20 protein-coding genes are annotated in these 22857 nt (G+C 47.3%); 4 read left to right on the forward strand and 16 right to left on the reverse strand.

Features of this window, described 5'->3' with window-relative positions; genetic code table 11:
- Nucleotides 1–58: 58 nt before the first annotated feature.
- The 4 genes from lspA to murJ form a co-directional block, all read right to left on the reverse strand.
- Entirely contained in the window at nucleotides 59–589 is a 531-nt protein-coding gene (lspA, locus tag L4D12_RS14765) for a signal peptidase II (RefSeq protein WP_428448610.1), read from the reverse strand.
- The gene (gene ileS, locus L4D12_RS14770; RefSeq protein ID WP_428448611.1) at nucleotides 589–3429 is read right to left on the reverse strand and encodes an isoleucine--tRNA ligase; all 2841 of its coding nucleotides are present in this window, start codon (nucleotides 3427–3429) and stop codon (nucleotides 589–591) included. Before ileS ends, lspA begins: the two co-directional genes overlap by 1 nt.
- Complete coding sequence (gene ribF / locus L4D12_RS14775) at nucleotides 3426–4397, reverse strand: bifunctional riboflavin kinase/FAD synthetase (protein ID WP_428448612.1); 972 nt, start codon at nucleotides 4395–4397, stop codon at nucleotides 3426–3428. The genes ileS and ribF overlap by 4 nt, the downstream gene beginning before the upstream one ends.
- A 94-nt stretch (nucleotides 4398–4491) precedes the next feature.
- Entirely contained in the window at nucleotides 4492–6051 is a 1560-nt protein-coding gene (gene murJ / locus L4D12_RS14780) for a murein biosynthesis integral membrane protein MurJ (RefSeq protein ID WP_428448613.1), read from the reverse strand.
- A gap of 207 nt (nucleotides 6052–6258) precedes the next feature.
- Between murJ and rpsT the strand changes: the two genes are divergently transcribed.
- Entirely contained in the window at nucleotides 6259–6519 is a 261-nt protein-coding gene (rpsT, locus tag L4D12_RS14785; protein WP_428448614.1) for a 30S ribosomal protein S20, read from the forward strand.
- Between the two features lie 84 nt (nucleotides 6520–6603).
- Here rpsT and L4D12_RS14790 read toward each other — a convergent pair whose 3' ends face one another.
- From L4D12_RS14790 to nhaA, 4 genes are all read right to left on the reverse strand, one after another.
- Nucleotides 6604–6903, reverse strand: coding sequence for an ArsR/SmtB family transcription factor (locus L4D12_RS14790; RefSeq protein WP_428448615.1), 300 nt, complete (start codon nucleotides 6901–6903; stop codon nucleotides 6604–6606).
- A gap of 106 nt (nucleotides 6904–7009) precedes the next feature.
- Entirely contained in the window at nucleotides 7010–7897 is an 888-nt protein-coding gene (gene nhaR, locus L4D12_RS14795; protein ID WP_428448616.1) for a transcriptional activator NhaR, read from the reverse strand.
- 126 nt (nucleotides 7898–8023) lie between these two features.
- Nucleotides 8024–8290, reverse strand: coding sequence for a hypothetical protein (locus L4D12_RS14800; RefSeq protein ID WP_428448617.1), 267 nt, complete (start codon nucleotides 8288–8290; stop codon nucleotides 8024–8026).
- A 1-nt stretch (nucleotide 8291) separates the two neighbouring features.
- Complete coding sequence (gene nhaA, locus L4D12_RS14805; RefSeq protein ID WP_428448618.1) at nucleotides 8292–9452, reverse strand: Na+/H+ antiporter NhaA; 1161 nt, start codon at nucleotides 9450–9452, stop codon at nucleotides 8292–8294.
- 482 nt (nucleotides 9453–9934) lie between these two features.
- Here nhaA and L4D12_RS14810 point away from each other — a divergent pair, with 482 nt between their 5' ends.
- Complete coding sequence (locus L4D12_RS14810) at nucleotides 9935–11083, forward strand: Na/Pi symporter (protein WP_428448619.1); 1149 nt, start codon at nucleotides 9935–9937, stop codon at nucleotides 11081–11083.
- Nucleotides 11084–11188: 105 nt separating this feature from the next.
- Here L4D12_RS14810 and L4D12_RS14815 read toward each other — a convergent pair whose 3' ends face one another.
- The 5 genes from L4D12_RS14815 to rppH form a co-directional block, all read right to left on the reverse strand.
- Complete coding sequence (locus L4D12_RS14815) at nucleotides 11189–12040, reverse strand: thymidylate synthase (RefSeq protein ID WP_428448620.1); 852 nt, start codon at nucleotides 12038–12040, stop codon at nucleotides 11189–11191.
- Between the two features lie 173 nt (nucleotides 12041–12213).
- On the reverse strand, nucleotides 12214–13020 hold the full coding sequence (lgt, locus tag L4D12_RS14820; RefSeq protein WP_428448621.1) for a prolipoprotein diacylglyceryl transferase: 807 nt from the start codon (nucleotides 13018–13020) through the stop codon (nucleotides 12214–12216).
- A 42-nt stretch (nucleotides 13021–13062) separates the two neighbouring features.
- Complete coding sequence (locus tag L4D12_RS14825; protein ID WP_428448622.1) at nucleotides 13063–13902, reverse strand: sulfite exporter TauE/SafE family protein; 840 nt, start codon at nucleotides 13900–13902, stop codon at nucleotides 13063–13065.
- A 9-nt stretch (nucleotides 13903–13911) separates the two neighbouring features.
- Nucleotides 13912–16167 (reverse strand): phosphoenolpyruvate--protein phosphotransferase, encoded by a 2256-nt coding sequence (gene ptsP / locus L4D12_RS14830; RefSeq protein ID WP_428448623.1) that lies wholly within the window; start codon nucleotides 16165–16167, stop codon nucleotides 13912–13914.
- Between the two features lie 27 nt (nucleotides 16168–16194).
- Nucleotides 16195–16713: an RNA pyrophosphohydrolase gene (rppH, locus tag L4D12_RS14835; protein ID WP_428448624.1), complete on the reverse strand. Its 519-nt coding sequence runs from the start codon at nucleotides 16711–16713 to the stop codon at nucleotides 16195–16197.
- A 609-nt stretch (nucleotides 16714–17322) separates the two neighbouring features.
- Between rppH and mutH the strand changes: the two genes are divergently transcribed.
- Nucleotides 17323–17994, forward strand: a complete 672-nt coding sequence (mutH, locus tag L4D12_RS14840; RefSeq protein WP_428448625.1) for a DNA mismatch repair endonuclease MutH — start codon at nucleotides 17323–17325, stop codon at nucleotides 17992–17994.
- A 27-nt stretch (nucleotides 17995–18021) separates the two neighbouring features.
- On the opposite strand, the gene L4D12_RS14845 is transcribed toward mutH, so the two are convergent.
- Nucleotides 18022–18324, reverse strand: a complete 303-nt coding sequence (locus L4D12_RS14845) for a DUF6482 family protein (RefSeq protein WP_428448626.1) — start codon at nucleotides 18322–18324, stop codon at nucleotides 18022–18024.
- 166 nt (nucleotides 18325–18490) lie between these two features.
- On the opposite strand from L4D12_RS14845, the gene L4D12_RS14850 reads away from it, so the two are divergent.
- A complete protein-coding gene (locus L4D12_RS14850; RefSeq protein ID WP_428448627.1) occupies nucleotides 18491–19525 on the forward strand; it encodes an NADP(H)-dependent aldo-keto reductase in 1035 nt (344 codons plus the stop codon).
- A 115-nt stretch (nucleotides 19526–19640) separates the two neighbouring features.
- Here L4D12_RS14850 and L4D12_RS14855 read toward each other — a convergent pair whose 3' ends face one another.
- Together L4D12_RS14855 and lysS are read right to left on the reverse strand one after the other, a co-directional pair.
- Nucleotides 19641–20975 carry a sigma-54-dependent transcriptional regulator gene (locus tag L4D12_RS14855; RefSeq protein ID WP_428448628.1) on the reverse strand — a complete coding sequence of 445 codons (1335 nt, stop codon included), beginning with the start codon at nucleotides 20973–20975 and terminating at the stop codon, nucleotides 19641–19643.
- Between the two features lie 344 nt (nucleotides 20976–21319).
- Nucleotides 21320–22828 carry a lysine--tRNA ligase gene (gene lysS, locus L4D12_RS14860; RefSeq protein ID WP_428448629.1) on the reverse strand — a complete coding sequence of 503 codons (1509 nt, stop codon included), beginning with the start codon at nucleotides 22826–22828 and terminating at the stop codon, nucleotides 21320–21322.
- Nucleotides 22829–22857 lie beyond the last annotated feature (29 nt).

Below are 22857 nucleotides of genomic sequence, written 5' to 3' on the forward strand. Positions count from 1 at the left end.
AACAAAGCGCCGCCCGTATCAACGGACGGCGCTTAGGGTTATAACGTTGCGCGTAATTTTAGTGCTTCGCTGATGACGGCTTCTTATCGGATAAAAAGCCATCCAAGATAATAAGTCCGGCACCGATACAAATGGCCATATCGGCAATATTGAATGCTGGCCAGTGATGGTCTCCGACATAAAAGTCTAAAAAATCAATCACAAACCCATGGTACATCCGGTCAAACAAGTTACCCAGCGCACCACCTATGATCAAAGCATAGGAGATATTCGCCAGCTTATTTGATGCCGGTAACTTGCGCATCCAATACATTAGCATCGCACAGACGCCTAATGCTATCGCCGTAAACAACCAACGCTGCCAACCACCCGCATCACTCAAAAAGCTAAAAGCCGCACCGTAGTTATGGACATAAAGCAAATTGAAAAATGGCAGCAGTTCGATACGGTTGGGCCAACCGTACTCCATGGTATTCATCACCAGTAACTTACTGGCAATATCAACGATGAAGATCAGAGCCGCTAGCCAAAGCCAGCGCACTCCAGATTGTCTCAGCGGTAAGCCGTTCTCTGACGATAACTTAGTCATTAGGCAAACTTACGCTCTTCACCGTCACCATCGATGTTGCTCACACAACGGCCACACACCTCTTCATGACCTTCAATGGTGCCCACATCGGCCACATGGTGCCAACAACGATCACACTTGGCGGCTTCAGAAGCTTTCACGGTCACAAACAAACCTTCAACATCAGTTTCTTGTGCGTCGTCAGGCTTGCTGTCTACCACAACAACGTCTGCTTTCGAGGTCAGTAAGACAAAACGTAGTTCATCTTCTAGCTTATTCAGCTTCGCCGCCATCGCTTCTGTTGCAAACAAAGTAATTTCAGCCTGTAACGAGCCGCCAATGACTTTGTCTTTACGTGCGGTTTCTAGCAACTTGTTCACGGCACCACGCACGGTCTGGATCTCAGCCCAGAATTCGTTGTTCAGCTCTTCGCCTTCGGTCAGGCCAAATAACCCCTCGAACCACTCACCAGAGAACACAAACTTGTCGCGCTGGCCTGGCATTTCATTCCAGATCTCATCAGCAGTGAACGACATAATTGGTGCCATCCAGCGAACTAAGGCTTCCACAATGTAATACAGTGCTGTCTGGCAGCTACGCTGTGCATGGCCACCACGCTTCGCGGTGTACTGACGGTCTTTGATCACATCAAGATAGAATGACCCCATTTCAACCGAGCAGAATTGCATCAGACGCTGAATCACCGTATGCAGGTTATACTCTTCGTACGCCTTGATGATTTCTTCTTGCGCAGCCATTGCACGGCCAACCGCCCAGCGATCCAATGCCACCATCTCTTCAGGGGCAACCAGATCCGTTTCCGGGTTGAAACCACTCAGGTTAGCCAGGAAGAAACGCGCTGTGTTACGAATACGGCGATATGCGTCAGCTGAACGCTTCAGGATCTCATCAGAAACAGCCACTTCACCGGTGTAATCCGTTGATGCTACCCACAGACGTAGGATATCAGCACCCAACTTGTTGGTTACATCAATCGGAGACACAACGTTACCGACAGATTTAGACATCTTACGGCCTTGACCATCAACCACAAAACCGTGGGTCAGTACTTGCTTGTACGGAGCTTTGTCTTTCATTGCTACCGAAGAGATCAATGATGACTGGAACCAGCCACGGTGCTGATCCGAACCTTCAAGGTACAAATCGGCTTCATTGCCATGGTACTCTTCACGGCTATCTACTACTGAGAAGTGAGTAACACCAGAATCAAACCATACATCGAGTGTATCAAGCACTTTCTCATAATTAGCGGCATCCGCTTCGCCCATAAGCTCTGCAGGTTCTAAATCCCACCATGCTTGAATACCTTTCTGCTCAACAAGCTGCGCGACTTTTTCAATCAGAGCGTGAGTATCAGGATGCAGCTCTTGCGTTTCTTTGTGTACAAACAATGCAATTGGCACACCCCAAGTACGTTGACGAGAGATACACCACTCAGGGCGGCCTTCAACCATACCTTCGATACGGCTTTGGCCCCACTCTGGCAACCACTGCACGTTTTTGATTTCACTCAATGCTTTGGCACGCAAACCGGCTTTGTCCATCGAAATGAACCACTGTGGCGTTGCGCGGAAAATAATTGGTGTCTTGTGACGCCAGCAATGCGGGTAGCTATGCGTATAAGCATGGTGGTGTAGTAACGCACCGTGCTCTTTCAGCGTTTCAACCACAACATCGTTGGCTTTGAATACGTGCTGACCCGCAAATAGTTCAGTGTCTGGTAAATACACACCGTTACTACCCACAGGGTTCGCAATTTCTAGACCGTATTTTTGGCCTACTACGAAGTCTTCTTGACCGTGGCCAGGTGCGGTATGCACACAACCAGTACCCGATTCAGTCGTTACATGATCGCCAAGAACGATAGGAACATCAAAGCTATAAAATGGATGATTAAAGCGCATTAGCTCTAAATCAGCACCTTTACAGAAGCCAAGATTATGGAAGTGCTCAATACCTGCACGATCCATCACTTCTTTGGCAAGCTCTGCGGCAACGATCAAACGGTATGCGGGCTTATCGTCAGTCGCTTCAACCTGAACCAGTACATATTCCAGATCTTCACGCAAGGCAACGCCACGGTTAGCAGGCATAGTCCAAGGCGTTGTTGTCCAGATCACAACGGATACATCACCCTGGCCTTCATGGTCAGCCGCACAGTTAAATTTAGCAACAACAGCTGCTTCATCAACGGCTTTAAATTTAACGTCGATAGATGGCGATACTTTATCTTGGTATTCCACTTCTGCTTCAGCCAGTGCTGAACCACAATCAGTACACCAATGCACTGGCTTAAAGCCTTTTAGCAAGTGGTCGTTATCGGCGATTTTGCCCAACGCACGAATGATGTTCGCTTCAGTAACGAAGTCCATTGTACGGTATGGCTTGTCCCACTCCCCTAGAACGCCTAGGCGAATGAAGCTGGCTTTCTGACCTTCAACTTGACCAGCCGCGTATTCACGGCATTTTTCACGGAACTCTGCCGCAGTCAGTTTTCGTCCAGGCTTGCCCCACTTTTTTTCTACCATCAATTCAATTGGCAGACCGTGGCAATCCCAACCGGGAATGTAAGGCGCATCAAAGCCAGACAATGTCTTTGACTTAATAATAATGTCTTTAAGAATTTTATTTAGTGCGTGACCAATGTGAATATCACCGTTGGCATAAGGAGGGCCATCGTGCAATATGAAGGATTTCTTACCCTTCTTAGCTTTACGGATTTCACCGTAAAGATCTTCATCATCCCAACGTTTTAGCATTGCTGGCTCACGTTGTGCCAGGTTGCCTCGCATCGGAAACCCTGTTTCAGGTAAGTTCAGGGTATCTTTATAGTCACTCATTGATTCTCGATTCCGTTACTTGGGCGAAGTTGGACATTATTATGCTCAGACAGCCACACCCGTGCTGACTGAGCATCACATTCGATTTGTGCTTTTAATGCACTAAATGATTCAAACTTTATTTCATCGCGCAACTTATGGCGAAGCACGACTTCAATCTGCGCTCCGTAAAGATCAGATTGGAAATCAAACAGGTGCACCTCTAATTGACGGCGAACACCGTTGACGGTTGGTCGACGACCAACATTGGCTACACCGGGCAGCGCAGTCGCTGCCACGCCATAGACTTCTACAGCATAGACGCCGGACACCGGGGATACCCGGCGCTTGAGAGGGACATTGGCGGTCGGAAAACCGATCGTACGCCCTAATTTCCGCCCATGGGAGACGCGCCCGCAAATTGCAAATGGACGCCCTAGCATGGACTCAGCCAGTTCCAGCTTATCATCGGCGAGGGCCTGACGAATAGCAGTACTGCTGACACGTTGCTGTGAGACACAAAAACTCTGTGTACTAACGACTGTGAAGCCATAACGCTTACCAGCCGCTTCCAGCATGGCAAAATCCCCACCACGGCCTTTGCCGAAGCGAAAATCATCACCAACTACCAGAAACTTAACACCCAATTGCTCAACCAACAAGCTATCAACAAAATCTTGTGGTGATAAATTGGCAAAATGGTGATTGAAATTAACACACAAAAAGCGATCTAAGCCCGCTTTTTTCAGTTGTAAGTACTTATCTCTAAAGCGTGTTAATCGTGCTGGGGCGTGATCACCACCAAACAACTCCTGAGGTTGAGGCTCAAAACTCATGACTGCCGCAGGACAGCCCAAAGCCTTCGCCTTGGCCATGACTTGGCGGAGTACCGCTTGGTGGCCTAGGTGAACCCCATCAAAATTACCAATCGTCAGCACGCACCCGCGATGCTTAGGTTGGATATTATGTATTCCTCGGATCAATTCCATGCGTCATGTTCATTTTCACAGTGTAAAAAACTGACGGATTATATACCCAAACCTCGTCTTGATGCATCTTAAAGGTGTTCAGGCTGTGCGCCACTTATCCCGTTACGCGTAAATGCCGCGGACGAACCCCGAGCAATAGCGCGACAACAAGGTACACCCCGCCGCCCAGCCCGATCAAACCGGCGAGCCAACCGGCTTTTAATGCCAGTGACCACTGCAACCATTGCGCCATCGCAGGCAGTAGCCACAATAGCGCCGTCACCATAGCGGTCCCCGCTAACGTAAGACGGGCAACAAACCACAAGGTCTCCTTGGTCAGTTGATAGACACCAGCTAAATGAAGCCCTCGATACAATAAGCATGCATTGACCAGTGCTGACAACGCTGTGGCCATGGCTAAGCCGACGTAGCCATAGAAATACGCGAAAATTGCGTTAAACACCATGTTGGTAATCATGGCAATGATGCCATAACGGACAGGCGTTTTGGTATCCTGACGGGCGTAATAACCCGGCGCCAACACTTTGATCAACATGAAGTTCAGTAAGCCTGATGCATAGGCCAGTAACGACATCGAGGCTTGCTCAACGTCGTTAGGGGAAAACTCCCCCCGCATAAACAATACCATCAGCATTGGTTTCGCCAGCACCATTAATCCTAACATGGCAGGGATCCCTAATAACAATACCATTCTGATCCCCCAATCCATCGTATGGGCAAATTGTTCAGTACTCTGATCAACATGCTTACGCGACAAAGCCGGCAAAATAACGGTAGCTATTGCGATTCCGAACAAACCAAGCGGAAACTCTAGCAGACGGTCTGAATAATAGAGCCAACTGATGGAGCCCGTCGCCAGAAAGCTGGCAATAAAGGTATCGAGTAGTAGATTAATCTGGCTGACGGAAACGCCAAACAGTGCAGGAATCATCAGGGTACGGATTTTCACTACCCCAGGATCGTGCCAGCCCCACTGTGGCTTCACCAACATACCTTCTTTATATAAGAAGGGGATCTGGAATAGAAACTGGATCAAACCACCCAGAAAAACCCCGATCGCCAGACCGATCTCAGGTTGAGCCAGATTGGGTGCCACAAACCAGGCACAACCAATAATCGCCACATTGAGGAAGACAGGGGTAAACGATGACACTGCAAATTTACCCAAGGTATTAAGTATTGCCCCTGACAAGGCGACAAAGGTGATGAACCACAAATAAGGGAACGTAATTTTTAGCAACAGGCTGGCGAGCTCAAATTTGGGGGCGGCAGGACCGTCATTCAGCCAGTCAATAAACCAACCCGCACCAAACAACGCCGTCACCGCTCCGGAGCCCAAGACCCCCAATAACGTCACCACACTCACGATGACGCCCAGTGTACCTGAGGCCTTGGCAATCAACATTCTCGTCTTATCGTCATCCCCTGAAGCATGATATTCCGTTAATACTGGCACAAACGCCTGAGAAAATGCCCCTTCGGCAAATAACCGACGCAGAAAGTTGGGAATTTTATTGGCAAAAAAGAAAACATCGGCTGCAGCCCCTGCCCCCATCAAGTTGGCAACGACTACATCTCGCACCAAACCCAGTACCCGTGAGACCAATGTCATGGTGCTGACAATCAGTCCTGAGCGCAAAAGACGCTTGCTCACAAAAAAAACCTCATAAAGATGGCCCCAAAAGGTGACTTCCGAACCAAAATGCTGGTAAAATCTGTCGTCATATTAACCGTGTTAATCCGCAAGTGCCAATTCAATTGGTTAGGCGGTTATTTGCACAAATCATTTGACAAGATTCGGTTGAACAGGCATAGTCCTCGGCCTTAAATTGTCACCGAACCAAGTTTTGGAGTTATACCCTTGGCAAATATCAAATCTGCTAAGAAACGTGCGCTTACTTCAGAAAAACGTCGCCAGCATAACGCTAGCCGTCGTTCTATGATGCGTACTTTCTTCAAGAAAGTGATTTCAGCTATCGAAGCTGGCAACAAAGAAGCTGCTACTCAAGCTTTCGCTGAAATGCAACCTGTTATGGACCGCATGGCTACTAAAGGCCTGATCCATGCAAACAAAGCTGCACGTCACAAAGCTCGTCTAGCTGCTAAAATCAAAGCGCTTTAATTAGTTGCTTTTGATTTTGATAAAAAAACCGGCTCATGCCGGTTTTTTTATGTCTGTCATTCACTAAAACGAGAACAATGAGTGTCAGTGAGATCCACAATACATCTTGTGCAGTAACTGAATCATCGCCCTGACTTCCTCACTTTTTAGTCGATAAAACACCGTCTGCGCTACCTTTCTAGTCGCCACCAGACCATCGCGCCGCAACCATGCCAAATGCTGGGACAGCGCCGACTGACTCAGGCCAAGCCGCTCGCTCATCATACCGACCGACATTTCCTCTTCCAATAAATAGCAAAGAATGAACAAACGCCGCTCATTAGCCATTGCCTTGAGCAGGGCGACGACCTTCGGGGCATTCTGCTCCATCTGCTGCAGTTCCATACGGCTACCCTTTCTCAAATTAAGTTAATCCTAATATACTTAATTTATCGATGCTGTTCTAGCCACAGTACTAAGCATTTGAAGTAAAGCCCCGAACACAGCAGCATTACCTGAACATTTTTCTAAAATCGGCCTCACATATCTTCTTTACTGCTGGGTGCATGATCATTCGTTCCGCAAAAATGACGTAATATTCTTCCCTGATCTCCCGAACTCGCTTAACTTCTCGGATGTTACTGCCTTCCTCTAGCTCTACGGCATAAATAGACGGCGCAACAAACATGGATTTTTGATACAGGCCAAATGCCTTCATTAATGCGGCATCATCAAATTCACCCAAAATATTGGGCGTGATACCCATCTGATCAAACCAATGATGCAACTTACGCCCCATTGCTGTTCGGCGACCTGGGATCAACAATTTATACTCTTCAATACAAGCGGGGAAGTTTAAGACTTTCTCGGGTTCGGTACAGAAAAAGCTCATCGTCGATTCCCCCAGTTTCTTACTATACAACCCTGGGCTCTGGCTCGAATCGACCGGACAGTCAGACAAAATCATATCGAGCTTGTGCTGAGAAAGCTGCTCAAGCAGCATCTCATGCGTTGACTCATAGCAACGCAAGTGGATACGCTCGTCTTCTGGCAGGCCTTCCATCAGCACCTTGCTCACTAAACGCTTTGATAAGGCATCAGCGACGCCGACTTCAAGCAATAGGTTTTCCCGTTGGGTATAGTTGACGATATCGAGCATTTCATAACTCAGATCAAACATCTTATCAGCGTATTTAAATACCAATTGGCCCAGTTCCGTCGGCTCAATATTTCGGCCAACCCGCTTGGTAAGTTTCCCTTTCAGCCGGTCTTCCAGTGCCCGGATCTGCCCAGTAACCGTCTGTGGCGCTAGAAAAAGAGCGTCTGCCGCTTTGGTCACCGAACCTTGCTTGCAGACCATCCAAAAGTAATATAAGTGGTTGTAGTTTAGATGAGACATCGTCGCTGCCATTGTCTATTGGTCGTAAGCCATTAGCTTCGACCAAAAAAAATCCCAGAAGCCAGCTTACGCTGAGCCTCTGGGAGCTTCAACAGGAATTACCTATCGGTTAATGAATGCTCAATATTACTCGTCTGATGAGGCAGACTTTTGAGCAATCAACGCTATCATACGATAACGCTCCCCAGCTCGTTGTTCTAACGCGCGAGAACGGTACGAACTATCCTGATCAACCAATTCTGTCGATTCGAGTGCTGATTTTGCCTGCTTTAATCCCGCAAGGTAAGCTTGGCAAACATCTGTACTGCTATCTTGTGCACAACTTTCATAATTTGGCACGGCAAACACCATAGATGGTATAAACATCGCAACGAGTACAAGAGAGCGCTTCATATTACACCTCCGTTTTGGGTAGTGTCCGGCTCAGCAACGTGTATCCCACAACCGCCGATACCGTTGACCCCAACAAGATCCCAAGTCGGGAATACGTGCTGAAGTCCTCTGGTGCGCCGACAAATGCCAGCGACGAGATAAAAATAGACATGGTAAAACCGATACCACATAGCACAGAAACCGCAAATACATGTTTAAAACCAATCCCTTCCGGCATCTTGGCCATGCCCATTTTCACAGCAAGATAGCTCGCGGTGAAAATACCCAGCGGTTTACCAATCAATAGGCCCAGTGCTATCCCGATTGGCAACATTGACGTCAAGCCTGACAGTGATACCCCTTCCAGTGATATGCCTGCATTAGCAAAAGCAAATAAAGGTAAGATCAGGAACGCCACATAAGGGTGCAAGACATGTTCAAGGTGCTTAAGCGGTGAATGCTCATCCGTATGGTTTCCATCTTTGGCCGATAATGGAATGGCAAAGCCCAGCACAACACCAGCAAGAGTCGCATGCACGCCCGACTTCAATACACTCACCCACAATACCGCCCCCACAAGTAGATACCATGAAAGCTTAGTCACATTTTTCGCATTCATCACAAACAAAGCGGTTGTTGCAGCAAATGCGACAGCGAGAGCAAGGGTCGAAAGATCACTGCTATAGAACAATGCGATAATCACGATAACGCCTAAGTCATCAATAATCGCCAAGGCCAGCAAAAAGACTTTCAACGTCACGGGTACTCGGCTCCCCAACAGCGCCATAATACCTAATGCAAACGCGATATCCGTAGCGGCAGGTATTGCCCAACCTTTTACGGCCATCGGATCAGCGAAGTTAAAGGCGGTGTACACTAACGCCGGGGCAAGCATTCCCCCTACAGCCGCAATCGCGGGGAAGATCGCCTTCTCTTTGGTATTCAGCGCGCCTTCAATCAGTTCACGCTTAACCTCTAGACCAATCAATAAGAAAAAGATTGCCATCAAACCATCATTGATCCAGTGAGAGACGGATAGGTTGGCGACCTTTGCATGTAGGGTACTGTTATATATATCCAGTAATGGAGAGTTCGCAATAATCATTGCCACTGCAGCGGCGAAGATTAAAATAATCCCACCTGCAGACTCTAATTTAAGAAACTTACGAATCGCGTCGGTCATTGACCGGAACTCCTTTACTTGAAACAGATATCATAATCTAAATGTAAATTTAGTTTATCTGTTTGAACACTAAACTGTTAAATCGTTTGTTTAGAAGTAAAACATCGGAAAAACCGAGTAATACATCAACAATGCAAGCTATATCCGCACTGTTCCATTTTTTTTGTTCACTCAAGAAGGTTTCATTGTCATAAACTTGCCTCTTTTCCCTAAAAGAAAATAAAAAACACTCAAAATAAAGCAAAAAATATCCATTGCCGCCTGATGATAAATTTATAATTAAATCACTTCAAAATCATAGCATTGAAAGCAAAGTAAAAATTTCATTACAGATTTTATAAGCGCAACTGGTCACAAAGTAAACAGAAAATAACTTTGTGACAGCCAGTGTCATATTTCTGAAATATTCGATCTCTACCATCGCCCACAGATTTCAAACAAATGAAACCCTAATGACATATCCCTGTCACGGAGAAATGATTATGACTACCCAAGCCACTACTGCTGAACAGCCAATGAGCAGCTCTATGCGTTGGGTCCGCTGGGCAAACCTAGCGTTCATGCTTTACCTTCTACTGGTTGCTGTCTCGATTGTGAGCGGCGGCTTTAAACTTTCTGTTGGTGAACAAGCTAAAACGCTATTCGAGTTTGCTTCGCATCCTATTGCCGGTTTGATGATCGGCTTAGTCGCAACGTCACTGATCCAGTCATCAAGTACTGTGACATCAATTATTGTCGGCCTGGTGGCAGGTGGTCTTCCTGTAGAAACCGCAATCCCGATGGTAATGGGTGCAAACATTGGTACAACACTTACCAATACACTGGTTAGCCTTGGCCATGCGCGTTGTAAAGAAGAGTTCCGCCGTGCATTTGCCAGCGCAACCGTTCATGACTTCTTTAACCTGCTGGCAGTATCGATCTTCCTACCACTGGAAATGATGTTTGGCCTATTGGACAAACTCTCAAGCTGGTTAGTTTCACCGCTAATGAGCACCGGTGATCTCAGTATGAAAGGCATGGACTTTATGAAGGCTATCACCACTCCTGGTGTTAACCTTATCAAAGCACCACTAGAAGGCTTGAGCAACACCACTGGCGGTATCATCATGATTGCTATTGGTATTGGCCTGATTTTCTTTGCTATCACGGCCATGGGCAAACTGATGCGCAACCTAATGGTAGGCCGTGCACGTGATATGCTGCAAAATGCGATTGGTCGTGGTCCACTGCACGGTATTGCATCAGGTACTATCGTGACTATTTTGGTGCAGTCTTCGTCAACAACAACGAGCCTGATGGTTCCACTTGTTGGTACTGGTGTACTGAAAGTACGTGATGTCTACCCATTCACGTTGGGTGCTAACATCGGTACCTGTATCACCGCACTGCTCGCTGCAACGGCAGTAACGGGCCCATACGCAGTATTCGCCCTGCAGATTGCTCTGGTTCACCTATGCTTCAACGTACTGGCAACCCTTTTGATTTTCGGTATTCCGTTCCTACGTGAACTACCTCTGAAAGGCGCTTTCTTCCTGGGTGACCTAGGTACAAAGAGCAAAGCGGCAGTCGCAAGTTACATTGGCCTGGTCTTTGTTGTTATCCCTGGTGCCATTCTAGCGCTAACCGCCTAACAGCAAGCCTCCACATACAAGAAGCCCCGCAATTGCGGGGCTTTTTTTGTTCTGGCAATACTCACAAAACCGGTGAATACAACAAATGCTAGTTAGTACCGGAAATTAGACAGAAAACGGATACTGTATAGGATCGTGATGCTGATAGCCCACCACCTCGAAGTCATCCATGGTGACCCACGTTTCCAAATCTTCCAGTGATGTGATCTTAGGATTAATGATCAACTGCGGAGAAGCAAAAGGCGCGCGCTTGAGTTGCACATCACGCATCAGCTCAAGTTGATCTTCATAAATGTGAGCATTAATGATCTTATGGTATGCCTGGCCTGGCTTCTTACCCGTGATCTGTGCCATTAACGCCAGTAGCGTATACACTTGGATCTGGTTGAAATTCAAGCCTAGCGGGACATCACACGAACGCTGGTAGCTAGTCAGGTACAAGGTATCGCCCAGCAATGAAAATGTGTGTGTGTGCATGCATGGGCGCAAACAACCCATATCAAACTCGCCCGGGTTATAAAACGTCAGAATTTCACCACGGTCATCAATACCTTTGCTAAGGTTATCAACAATCTTTCGTAGCTGATCGATGGTTGAGCCATCAGGCTTGCGCCAGCTTCGGCCTTGAACTCCGTATACCCGCCCCATGTCATCTTCACCTTTACGGTGCGGATTGTTCAGCCAAGCTTGGTTATCGTTGGCATTCATGTCCCAGGTTTTCGTCCCGATAGCGCGAAAATCAGCCGCATTATCATAACCACGGATATAACCAATCAACTCGGCAATGGCCGCTTTCCAGAAGCTTTTGCGGGTGGTGATCAATGGAAACTGGTTATTAGCAACATCATAGGTCAAGTCGGCATTCACCACCGTTAGACAACGCTTGCCCGTTCGCTCATTTTCAATCCATACCCCATCGTCAACAATGCGCTGACATAGGTCTAAATACTGTTTCATGTCCTGTGAGCCTTCATTACTGCTTATTACAATTGTGGACGATTCTACCGAATAAGTAACCGCTTTGACACTCACAGAGCCAGTATCTTGGCTTATCACACGTCCACACACCACATAATAAAAAAGCGACCCGAAGGTCGCTTTCTCATACAGATAACAATAAACGGTGTTACTTACGCTGCGGTACTCTTTGGCTGGCACTTGTACGCCCACAACATAATCAATAAGCCAGCAACCACCATTGGCAGTGACAATATCTGACCCATACTGATCCAGCCACCAAATAACCCTAGCTGCGCATCTGGCTGACGGAAGTATTCAACAATAAAGCGGAAGCTGCCGTAACCAAACAGGAATAGACCCGATACCGCCCCAACAGGACGCGGCTTACGAATAAATACATTCAGGATGATCAGCAATACTACACCCTCAAGGAAGAATTCATACAGCTGTGATGGATGACGTGGCAGAGGCCCGCCCGTCGGAAATATCATTGCCCAAGGCACATCAGTGGTACGTCCCCATAGCTCACCATTGATGAAATTACCCAGACGGCCCATACCCAATCCAAACGGTACGAGTGGAGCGATAAAGTCAGCAACATTAAAGAAAGTACGGTTGTGCTTGTGGGCATACCAGAACATGGCGGTGATCACCCCGATCAGGCCACCATGGAAGGACATGCCACCCGTCCACACCTTAAACAGATATAATGGATTGTCGAGGAACAAGTCAAAGTTATAGAACAGCACATAACCAATTCGTCCGCCAAGCACGACCCCCAAAAAACCAGCAAATAGCAAGTCGCTCACTTGATCCCGGGTCCAGCCACTGCCAGGCTTATCTGCCCGACGGTTTGCCAGCCACATGGCAAACATAAATCCGATTAAATACATCATGCCATACCAGCGTATGGCTAATGGGCCGATCTCTACCAATATCGGATCAATACTCGGAAACGTTAAATAACCTAAACTCATTCAATCTATCTCTATATGCCTAAAACGCCGTTTCTGTGCGCGTTATCCCATAAACATTTTCACACTAATAAACAGTAGGAAAACAGCAAAAATTTTCTTTAACACCGGCGTCGGTAATTCACTTACCCAAGCCGCACCAAAGCGAGTGGTGTACATTGAGGTCGTAACAATCCCCAACAACGCCGGTAAATACACATATCCCACACTCAGGGCGGGTAATCCGTCATCCCCTGCACCGGCCGCCATAAAACCGAACATTCCGGCAATTGCAATCAAAGCGCCGGAAAACGAAGCACAGCCGATGGCCCGACGCATCTCGACACCATGCCAGCTCAGGTACGGTACCGTCAATGATCCGCCGCCAATACCCGCTAGACTGGATACCATCCCAATGATGCCCCCCACACAGAACACCCGTGGGCTGCTGGGCAGTGTATGGTGTCCTGAAAAACGCATTGATAACAGCATCTGTATCGCTAGCAGCAACACTATGATGGCAAAGATCCGTGGCAACACCTCACTCGGCACCAGCTCTGCGACAAGACTTCCCCCTAAACCGCCAAAAATAACCCCCGGAGCCAGACTTTTCACGATAGAAATGTCGATATTACCCAAGCGAAAATGATTTCGAGCTGATGAACCCGATGTCATCACGATACTGGCCAACGAGGTGGCGAGTGCAATATGCATCACCAAATGACTGTCGACCCCCGAAGCGGGCAGTAGCCACACTAATGCAGGCACGACCAATAAGCCACCACCGATACCCAATAGCCCCGCCAAAATGCCAACGACAGCACCTAGCATCAAGCACATCGCAAACAACCATATTTCATTGCCATGCAGTGACAATAAATCCATCAGGCTATTTATATTTTCCATTTTTTTGCTCTACTTACCCGCCCGGATAAAACCACCCAGACCATGTCCATCAACAAACTCAGTCGTTTTCGATCTCACTTCATCAGCAAAGGTCGCTGACAATGCGTACTGCGCTAACTGCTCCATCTCCGTAATGGAGATATGCCGTAATATATATTTAATTTTAGCGACGTTACGGGTATTCATACTCAATGAACGGTATCCCATTCCGACTAACAACAACGCACCGATGGGATCACCCGCTAATTCACCGCAGATACTGACGGGTAATTGCAGCTGCTTACTCGTATCAATAACATGCTTAAGCGCATGTAACACCGCTGGGTGCAACGCATCATAGACACTTGCAACACGAGAATTGTTCCGATCAACAGCCAATAAATACTGGGTTAAATCATTGCTTCCCACTGAAATAAAATCAATTCGCCCTTTAAGTGCAGGTAGTTGATACAGTATAGAAGGTACTTCTATCATGATCCCGATCCGTGGACGACGCAAGGTTTCCCCCTGCTCGACGGCGACGTTCGACACCTCGGCATAAGCACGATCGATCAGCGCAATCGATTCATCGAGTTCACCAATACCGGAAATCATCGGCAATAAAATATCCATGTTGTCAAAGCCAATGCTGGCTCGCAACATCGCTCTCACCTGAATCAAAAAGATTTCCGGATGATCAAGGGTAAAACGGATCCCGCGCCACCCCAAAAAGGGATTATCTTCCTCAATAGTTAGGTATGGTAAAGGTTTATCACCACCAATGTCTAAGGTACGCATCACAACAGGCTTTTTACCATAGCTCGCTAAAATAGACTGATATTGCTGAGTCTGTTCGTCTTCCGATGGGAAACTACGCTGCAGTAAAAAAGGCACTTCGGTACGATAAAGTCCCACACCATCAACCCCTCGGTTGACAGCAATACACGTATCAGCACTTAGCCCAGCATTGAGAAAAATATGGATCCGTTCTTTATCGCGAGTTTCAGCGGGCTTATCCAGTTCCGTTTCAACGACTTTTGCCAGTTCATTCTCTTCTCGAAGTAAACGCGTATACTCCGCCAAAACATGTCGATTCGGGTTGACCAGAAGATCGCCACGGTAACCGTCAACAATGACCTTACAGTTATGGATTTTTTCAGGAACAAAATCGACCCCCATGATCGCCGGGATCCCTAGCGCTCGTGACAAAATCGCCGCATGGGAGTTCGCCGCCCCTTCCTGCGAGACCACGGCGGCCAATTTATCCCGGGGAACGCTAGCCAACATGGCCGCAGTCAATTCACGGGTTAGCAGCACAACAGGCTCATCCCAGTGATGCTCTGTCATCTCTTTATTATAGAGAAAGTACAGCAACCGCTGCCCCAACTCACGAATATCCTGCGCACGCTCTTTCAGGTAATCATCTTTCATATTGGCAAAGCGGGCCGAATAACTCTCAACAACCTGACGGATAGCCCACTCGGCTAAATCCCCACTGGAAATTTTGCTAAACAGATCCTTACGCAGCATTGGGTCATTAAGCAGGTGGCTAAACAGGTCAAAAATAGCCAGGGTTTCTTTGTGCAATTCACTGTCAAAGCGCTTACGTAGCCGCCTGAACTCAGCGCTGGCCTGCTCAATGGCAATACTCAGTCTTTCCTGTTCAGCATCGCAATCTAGGCAGGAAGCTGGAGCGATCTGCTCCAGTCTTGGCTGGTTGTCATCCCACCACGCCCGTGCCACTGCAACCCCGGATGAAGCGGCTGAACCCACCAAATGCAACCCATTATGTTGATCTGGCCATAGACCCTGTGCTTTAGTATGCGCTAACAACACCGCAAGCTGAGCCGCAAGCGTCACCAAAAATGACTCTTCGCTTTCATCAAACTCACGCTGTTCACGTTGCTGGATCACCAGCACCCCTAACACTTGGCGCTGATGAATGATCGGAGTACCAAAAAACGAGCGAAAAGACTCCTCCCCGGTACCGGGAAGGAGCTTAAAATGAGGGTGATGCTGAGCATCTGCTACATTGATCGGCTCAGCACGATCGGCTACGAGCCCAACCAAGCCTTCACCAAACGCTAATCCAATATGACGATGCGTTTTTTTTAAACCCTTAGATGCCATAAGGGTATAACACTGGCGTTTATGATCAGCAATATAGATAGAACAACATTCAGTTTTCATTGCCTGGCAAGTACTCACAACCAACTGGTCGAAGGCATCCAGTAGATTCGGGGCACTCGCCACCTTTTCAACAATTTCTCTAAGTTGCGTCAGCATACTATGCCCTGTTCTACATCAACTGAGTTAGCCTCGCTTAACCCGGCGTTTCTTCCTGTCTTTCCGCTCTTTAAACGGCATCGCCATCGCCGCAAATTCTTTCAGCGCTCGGCGATAAACATCACGTTTAAAAGACACAACTTGCCTAACAGGATACCAATAGCTGACCCAACGCCAACCATCGAACTCCGGCGTGTTACCACGCTGCATATTAACCTTTGACTCATCACATTCTAGACTGAGCAGAAACCATTTCTGCTTCTGTCCGATACAAACAGGCTTGGAGTCCCAGCGTACGAGCCGCTTAGGGAGCTTGTAACGAAGCCAATGACGACTAGACGCCAAAATTCGTACATCTTTCTTGGTTAGCCCCACTTCCTCATACAATTCCCGGTACATGGCTTGTTCAGGGGTTTCTCCCTCATCAATACCACCTTGCGGAAATTGCCAGGAGTGTTGTCCATATCGTCGAGCCCAGAATACTTCGCCATGGCTATTACAGATCACAATACCCACATTTGGGCGGTATCCATCGCCATCAATCACTGGACGACCTCAAGTATAAATCTCTATTAAATGTGATTTTTTCACAGTCAGTGCAATGGGTAAACAAACATTCTAACTTATCACTCTTTTTTCCTAGCCACAGCTCACATTCTGGATAACTTTACTATTCGTAACCTTTTATAAACAACCGAATGAGACCCAGCCCACATTTATACACGTTTTCTGTGGATAGATTTGTGAAAAAGCCATTACACAGTGCCGTTATAAGTACATCCTCATCTATAACACTCTCTTTAAATTAAGAGATAAAACAATAAAACCCTTATATAACAACATTTAATACAAAGAAAGAAAAAGGCACCGCTAATCATTTTAGCGGTCTATTGCTAAAACCAATGGATCGGTCAAAGATCAACCAGTCGTGACTTTATCCACATAAAAAAAACACAAATGCACAAAAACCCATCACAACACTGTACAAAATAACACCTACGCCTGTTTATTTACCCAGTTGTAGCCAATAAAATAAATTCCCCCCTCCAACTTGTGGATAAGTTTTAAGCGCGATCCCACCACGCCAATAGCCGCAACTCATGATCAACTCACTCGGCTATGATAGGATCGGCTCCCCCTATAGAGCAGGCTGATATGAAACCAACACCACGTACAGAGCAGGAATTACTTGAGCGAGCTCAAGCTTTAGCGGGTATGACATTGGGTGAGCTCGCCCTAGAAGCGAATATCATCACACCGCCTGATCTAAAGCGGGATAAAGGCTGGGTGGGGCAGTTGCTGGAATGGCACCTAGGTGCAACAGCGGGCAGTAAACCCGTGCCGGATTTTGATGAGCTTGGTATTGAGCTCAAAACAATCCCGATCGGCTATAACGGTAAGCCACTCGAAACAACATTTGTCTGTGTTGCCCCTCTTATCGGCCTGCAAGGTCTCTGCTGGGAGAACAGTCATATCCGCCATAAACTTGCGCGAGTACTGTGGATCCCCGTTGAAGGCGAGCGCGATATTCCACTGGCAGATCGCCATGTCGGCTCCCCTTTGTTATGGAGCCCGTCGCTGAAAGAAGAGCAGCAACTACGTCAAGACTGGGAGGAATTGATGGATATGATTGTGCTCGGCCACGTTGAACAGATCACGGCTCGGCACGGTGAAGTATTACAACTCCGACCTAAAGCCGCCAATAGCCGAGCGTTAACCGAAGCTTATGGTGCCAATGGCCAGCCGATCAAAATACTGCCTCGCGGCTTCTACCTAAAAACCCATTTTACCGCGGAGCTATTAGCGCGCCATTTCATTATTCAGTAAAGACTGATGCTAACCTCTCGGCATAGGCTATAAGGCGATAGTCATGTCTTGCTGGCTGTGTGTAACTGGGGCCATTGACGAAAACTCATCATAAGGATCAATGATACGCAGGATCACCGATCGGATACCCAACGGCCGTAATAATTCCCGAACCTGATCAATTGACTGAAATTTCATCACCTCTCCAGCCTCATCTTTTAAGGGTTCAAGCTGGTGCTTATATTCGATTTCCATCAGGTAATCGGTACATCCAGCATAGCTGGTTAGGATACACTGTGGTATTCCCCCCGTGTCAGCCTTGGTCCAGTGCTTGAGTTGTGACAATTTCATGTTCTCTCCCACTATACGCTATCTGTTAACTATTGGTCATAACCCCCTAACCATCAAGCCATGTGATAAAAATCAGCGCCCCTCATTACGCTTCTCAGGACCGTTCCGCTTCGGTATAGTCAGACATACCGCACTACTGTTCAGGCAAGCAGTCCAAGGAGGGCTAATGAAATATCATACGATCCCCCACTCGACCCTAGAAGTCAGTAAAATCTGTCTCGGTACCATGACGTTTGGGGAGCAGAACAGCGAACGTGATGCCCATAGCCAATTAGACTTGGCATTCGAACGAGGGGTGAATTTCATTGATACCGCTGAGATGTACCCCGTTCCGCCAACAGCTCAAACACAGGGACACACTGAGCGCTATATCGGAAACTGGTTAAAGAGAACAGGCCTAAGGAGCAAAGTCGTCATTGCAACCAAGGTCGCAGGTCCACGTAGCCTGCCCTATATCCGACCAGAGATGTCTCTCGATTGGCGTAATATCCATGATGCGGTAGAAGCAAGCTTAAATCGCCTGCAAACCGACTATATCGACCTTTATCAAATCCACTGGCCACAGCGTGAAACGAACTGTTTTGGTCAGCTCAACTATCAATATAAAGAAGACCACTCAGGGGTCACTCTCAGTGACTCACTGGAAGCGCTGGCAGAACTCGTCAGAGCAGGGAAGATCCGTCATATCGGATTATCAAATGAAACCCCCTGGGGCGTGATGTCTTTTCTTCGCTTAGCCGAAAAACATGACCTTCCTCGCGTGGTGACAATTCAAAACCCATATAACCTACTCAATCGCAGTTTTGAAGTTGGTCTATCAGAAATCAGCCATCATGAAGGGATAGAATTATTAGCTTACTCACCGCTCGCATTTGGTGCGTTAAGTGGCAAATACCTCAATGGTGCACGCCCAGAAGGCGCACGATGCACGTTATTCGAACGTTTTTCGCGTTACTTCAATCCTCAAGGCATTGCTGCGACTCAGGCTTATGTCGATATTGCCCATAAACATGGTCTTGACCCCGCCCAAATGGCTCTCGCTTTCGTTAACCAGCGTCCCTTTGTCGCCAGTAATATTATTGGCACCACCACGCTGGCGCAGCTGGAGGCGAATATCCAAAGCATTGACTTACTGTTAAGTGACGAGGTGCTTACCGACCTTCACGCCATTGGGGTGCAATACTCTAACCCTTGTCCTTAATACCAATCAGGATACTGAAAATCCCCCTGCCCATCAGGACAGGGGGAAACCTTACGTGATCAATCGCGACGCTAACTCCCGTCTCATATGACGAACCTTACGGCTAGCCGCGAAGCTAATTCTGACGTATATGGCGCGGAGACGGAACTAAGTCATGCTTATTCAACAACCGATACATTGTGGCCCGAGACACCCCTAGCTCTCTTGCTGCGGCAGTGATCTGCCCTTTATTATTTTCTAAAACCGTCAGTAAAGCGCCACGTTCTGAGTCTTCTCTGATCTTCTTCAGGCTCTGACGATCATCATGAAGCCGAGGCAAATCAAAATGCTCAATATCAAGCTCCTTACTATCAGCCAGCAAAATCGCTCGCTTGATCTGGCTGATCAGCTCCCTGACATTCCCCGGCCATGAATAACTGCTGAGTAACTGGCTGGCCGCTTCCGATAGCTGCTTAACCGGGCTATTGTACTGACGGGAAAATTTAAGCAATAAAAACTCAGCCAGTAGCAAGATATCATCACCTCGATCACGCAAAGCCGGCACAGTCAGGCTAAGAACGTTGAGTCGGTAATAGAGATCTTCCCGTAATGCGCCTGTTTCAAGCAACTCTTCTAATGAGTAACGGGTTGATACAATCAGGCGTATGTTGTGATTGATCTGGCGCCCGCATTCAGTGGTAAAACACTCATCCTGCAATAACCGCAACAGTTCCAGCTGTCTATCATCATCAAGCAGTGCAATCTCATCGAGAAATAACACACCATTATCAGCCGAAGCAAAGCAACACTGTTCCGCGAGTTCAGTACCAGAGGAAACCATCCAGCCATCAGTGATATTTTCACAGTTAACCGTAACAAAAGCGAATTTAGACCGGGTTGAAGCCTGGTGGATAGCCTGAGCAACCAGCTCTTTACCAGTACCTATTTCACCGAGTATCAAGACCGGAATATCAGATAACGCAATACGTTTCACATGATGGCGGAGCTTCTGCATCGCGGCTTGCTCCCCCTGTAAACCATGCTGACCAAACTGACCTAACTCAGGCCACACTCGACGTTCAAGTTGAAGCATTCCCAGCTGGTGACCAATGGTTTTCAATAACTGGGTTTCTGGGACGGGAGCCGTAAAATAATCGATGCAAAAATTAACAATAAATTGGCAAATCACGTCATTAGCAAGCTGAGTATCACGCACCAAAGCCAGCCAACGAGCCTGTTTATTGCGATTAACCACCCCTGCGATGCCTTGTAGACTAAAATCATCTTGCGTTAAGTCCACCACACCAATACAAGGCCCAGTTTCCAGCAGTAAACGCTCTGCAGCCCGCAGATCATAACAGCGATAACACTGCCATCCGGCCTGCTCTAATACCGGTAGCCATGGTATTTCGCCGCCTCCTAACACCACCAATGTCCCTAGTGCCGGACTAGATCTCTTCGCCGTCTTCATCCCAAATACATTCCCTCGCCTATACCGCAAAAATAACCATAACCTATATTATGACAGCCCACAGCAGAGTAAAATTCACTCTCACTGATCATAAATTGGCAATTAATCGAAATGCAACTTGTTTGCTATCATAATTATAGCTAACAATGCTGGCTCGAAAATTTTGAGGTCATAAAACACAAAATAGGTCTGAAGACGCCTATTTTATAACGTGATAATTATTTTATACGCTATCTCGTTTTATTCTCGTAGCTTAATCTCCCGATCCCCCCTCTGCTGCGACTCATCTTGCAGCCAAAAAAAAACCACCCTAAAAAGGGTGGTTCTGATTTTAATGGGCTAAATTAGCCGTTGTTCTGCGGACGCATTGCCGGGAACAAAATTACATCACGAATAGTGTGCGTGTTAGTAAACAGCATCACCAAGCGATCGATACCAATACCCTGACCTGCTGTTGGTGGCAGACCATGCTCTAGTGCTGTGATGTAGTCAGCATCGTAGTACATCGCTTCATCATCACCCGCATCTTTCGCATTCATCTGCGCTCTAAAGCGCTGATCTTGATCCTGCGCATCATTCAGCTCAGAGAAGCCGTTTGCGACTTCACGGCCACCGATGAAGAATTCAAAACGGTCTGTAATGAATGGGTTATTGTCGTTACGACGTGCCAATGGCGAGATATCCGCTGGGTATTCAGTGATGAAGGTTGGCTGCATCAATTGCGGCTCAGCCGTTTCACCAAAAATTTCCTCCAGCAGCTGACCGCATGTCCAGAACTTCTCAACATAGATATCGAGGCTACGTGCGATATTTGCCATGTGCTCACGATCAGCCACAAGCTCATAAGTTAGCGCTTGAATATCGGCGTGCTCTGGATTGTAGTGCTTGATCGCATCCAGCATGCTCATACGCGTGTATGGGCCACCAAAATCAATTTCGTACTCGCCATATGGTAGTTTTGGCGAACCGCATAGATCTGTGGCAATGTTGCTTAGCATCTCTTCCGTTAGATCCATCAGATCGTTGTAATCTGCGTACGCCATGTAGAATTCCATCATGGTGAATTCTGGATTATGACGAGGTGACAAACCTTCATTACGGAAGTTACGGTTGATCTCGAATACGCGTTCAAAACCACCCACAACCAGACGCTTCAGGTATAGCTCAGGGGCGATACGCAAATACATATCCATATCTAGCGCGTTGTGGTGAGTAATAAATGGACGTGCTGATGCACCACCAGGGATCACGTGCATCATCGGTGTTTCCACTTCCATGAAACCTTTGGTGGTCATGAAGCTACGGATTGCACTCACTACATTAGAACGCATCATCATCGCTTTGCGAGAATCTTCATTCACAATCAGATCAACGTAACGCTGACGGTAACGCATTTCCTGATCGGTCAGACCATGGAATTTTTCAGGAAGTGGACGCAGTGCTTTGGTCAGTAGCTCGTACTGATCCATGTTTACGTAAAGATCGCCTTTACCTGACTTATGCAGTGCACCTTTAATACCGATGATGTCACCGATATCCAAACCTGAGTACTTTTCTTTCAGTTCATTCTGAACCGTTTTGTCAGCATAAGACTGAATACGACCAGATACGTCTTGAATCGCTAGGAATGGACCACGCTTGGCCATAATACGGCCAGCAATTGCAACCACATGGCCAGCTTCTTCCAGCTCTTCTTTGCTTAGTTCGCCGTATTTAGCCTGTAGATCTGCCGCTAAGCTATCGCGACGGAAATCATTTGGGTGGCCATTTGCTTTGCAATTTTCGCGAATCATATCCAGTTTCGCGCGGCGCTCAGCAATCAGCTTATTCTCATCTAGTAATTGATCAGTCATGGGTTAACCCTTACATATTTTAACCGGTG

Origin of the sequence: Photobacterium nomapromontoriensis (assembly GCF_050336815.1) — a bacterium.
GTDB lineage: Bacteria > Pseudomonadota > Gammaproteobacteria > Enterobacterales > Vibrionaceae > Photobacterium > Photobacterium nomapromontoriensis.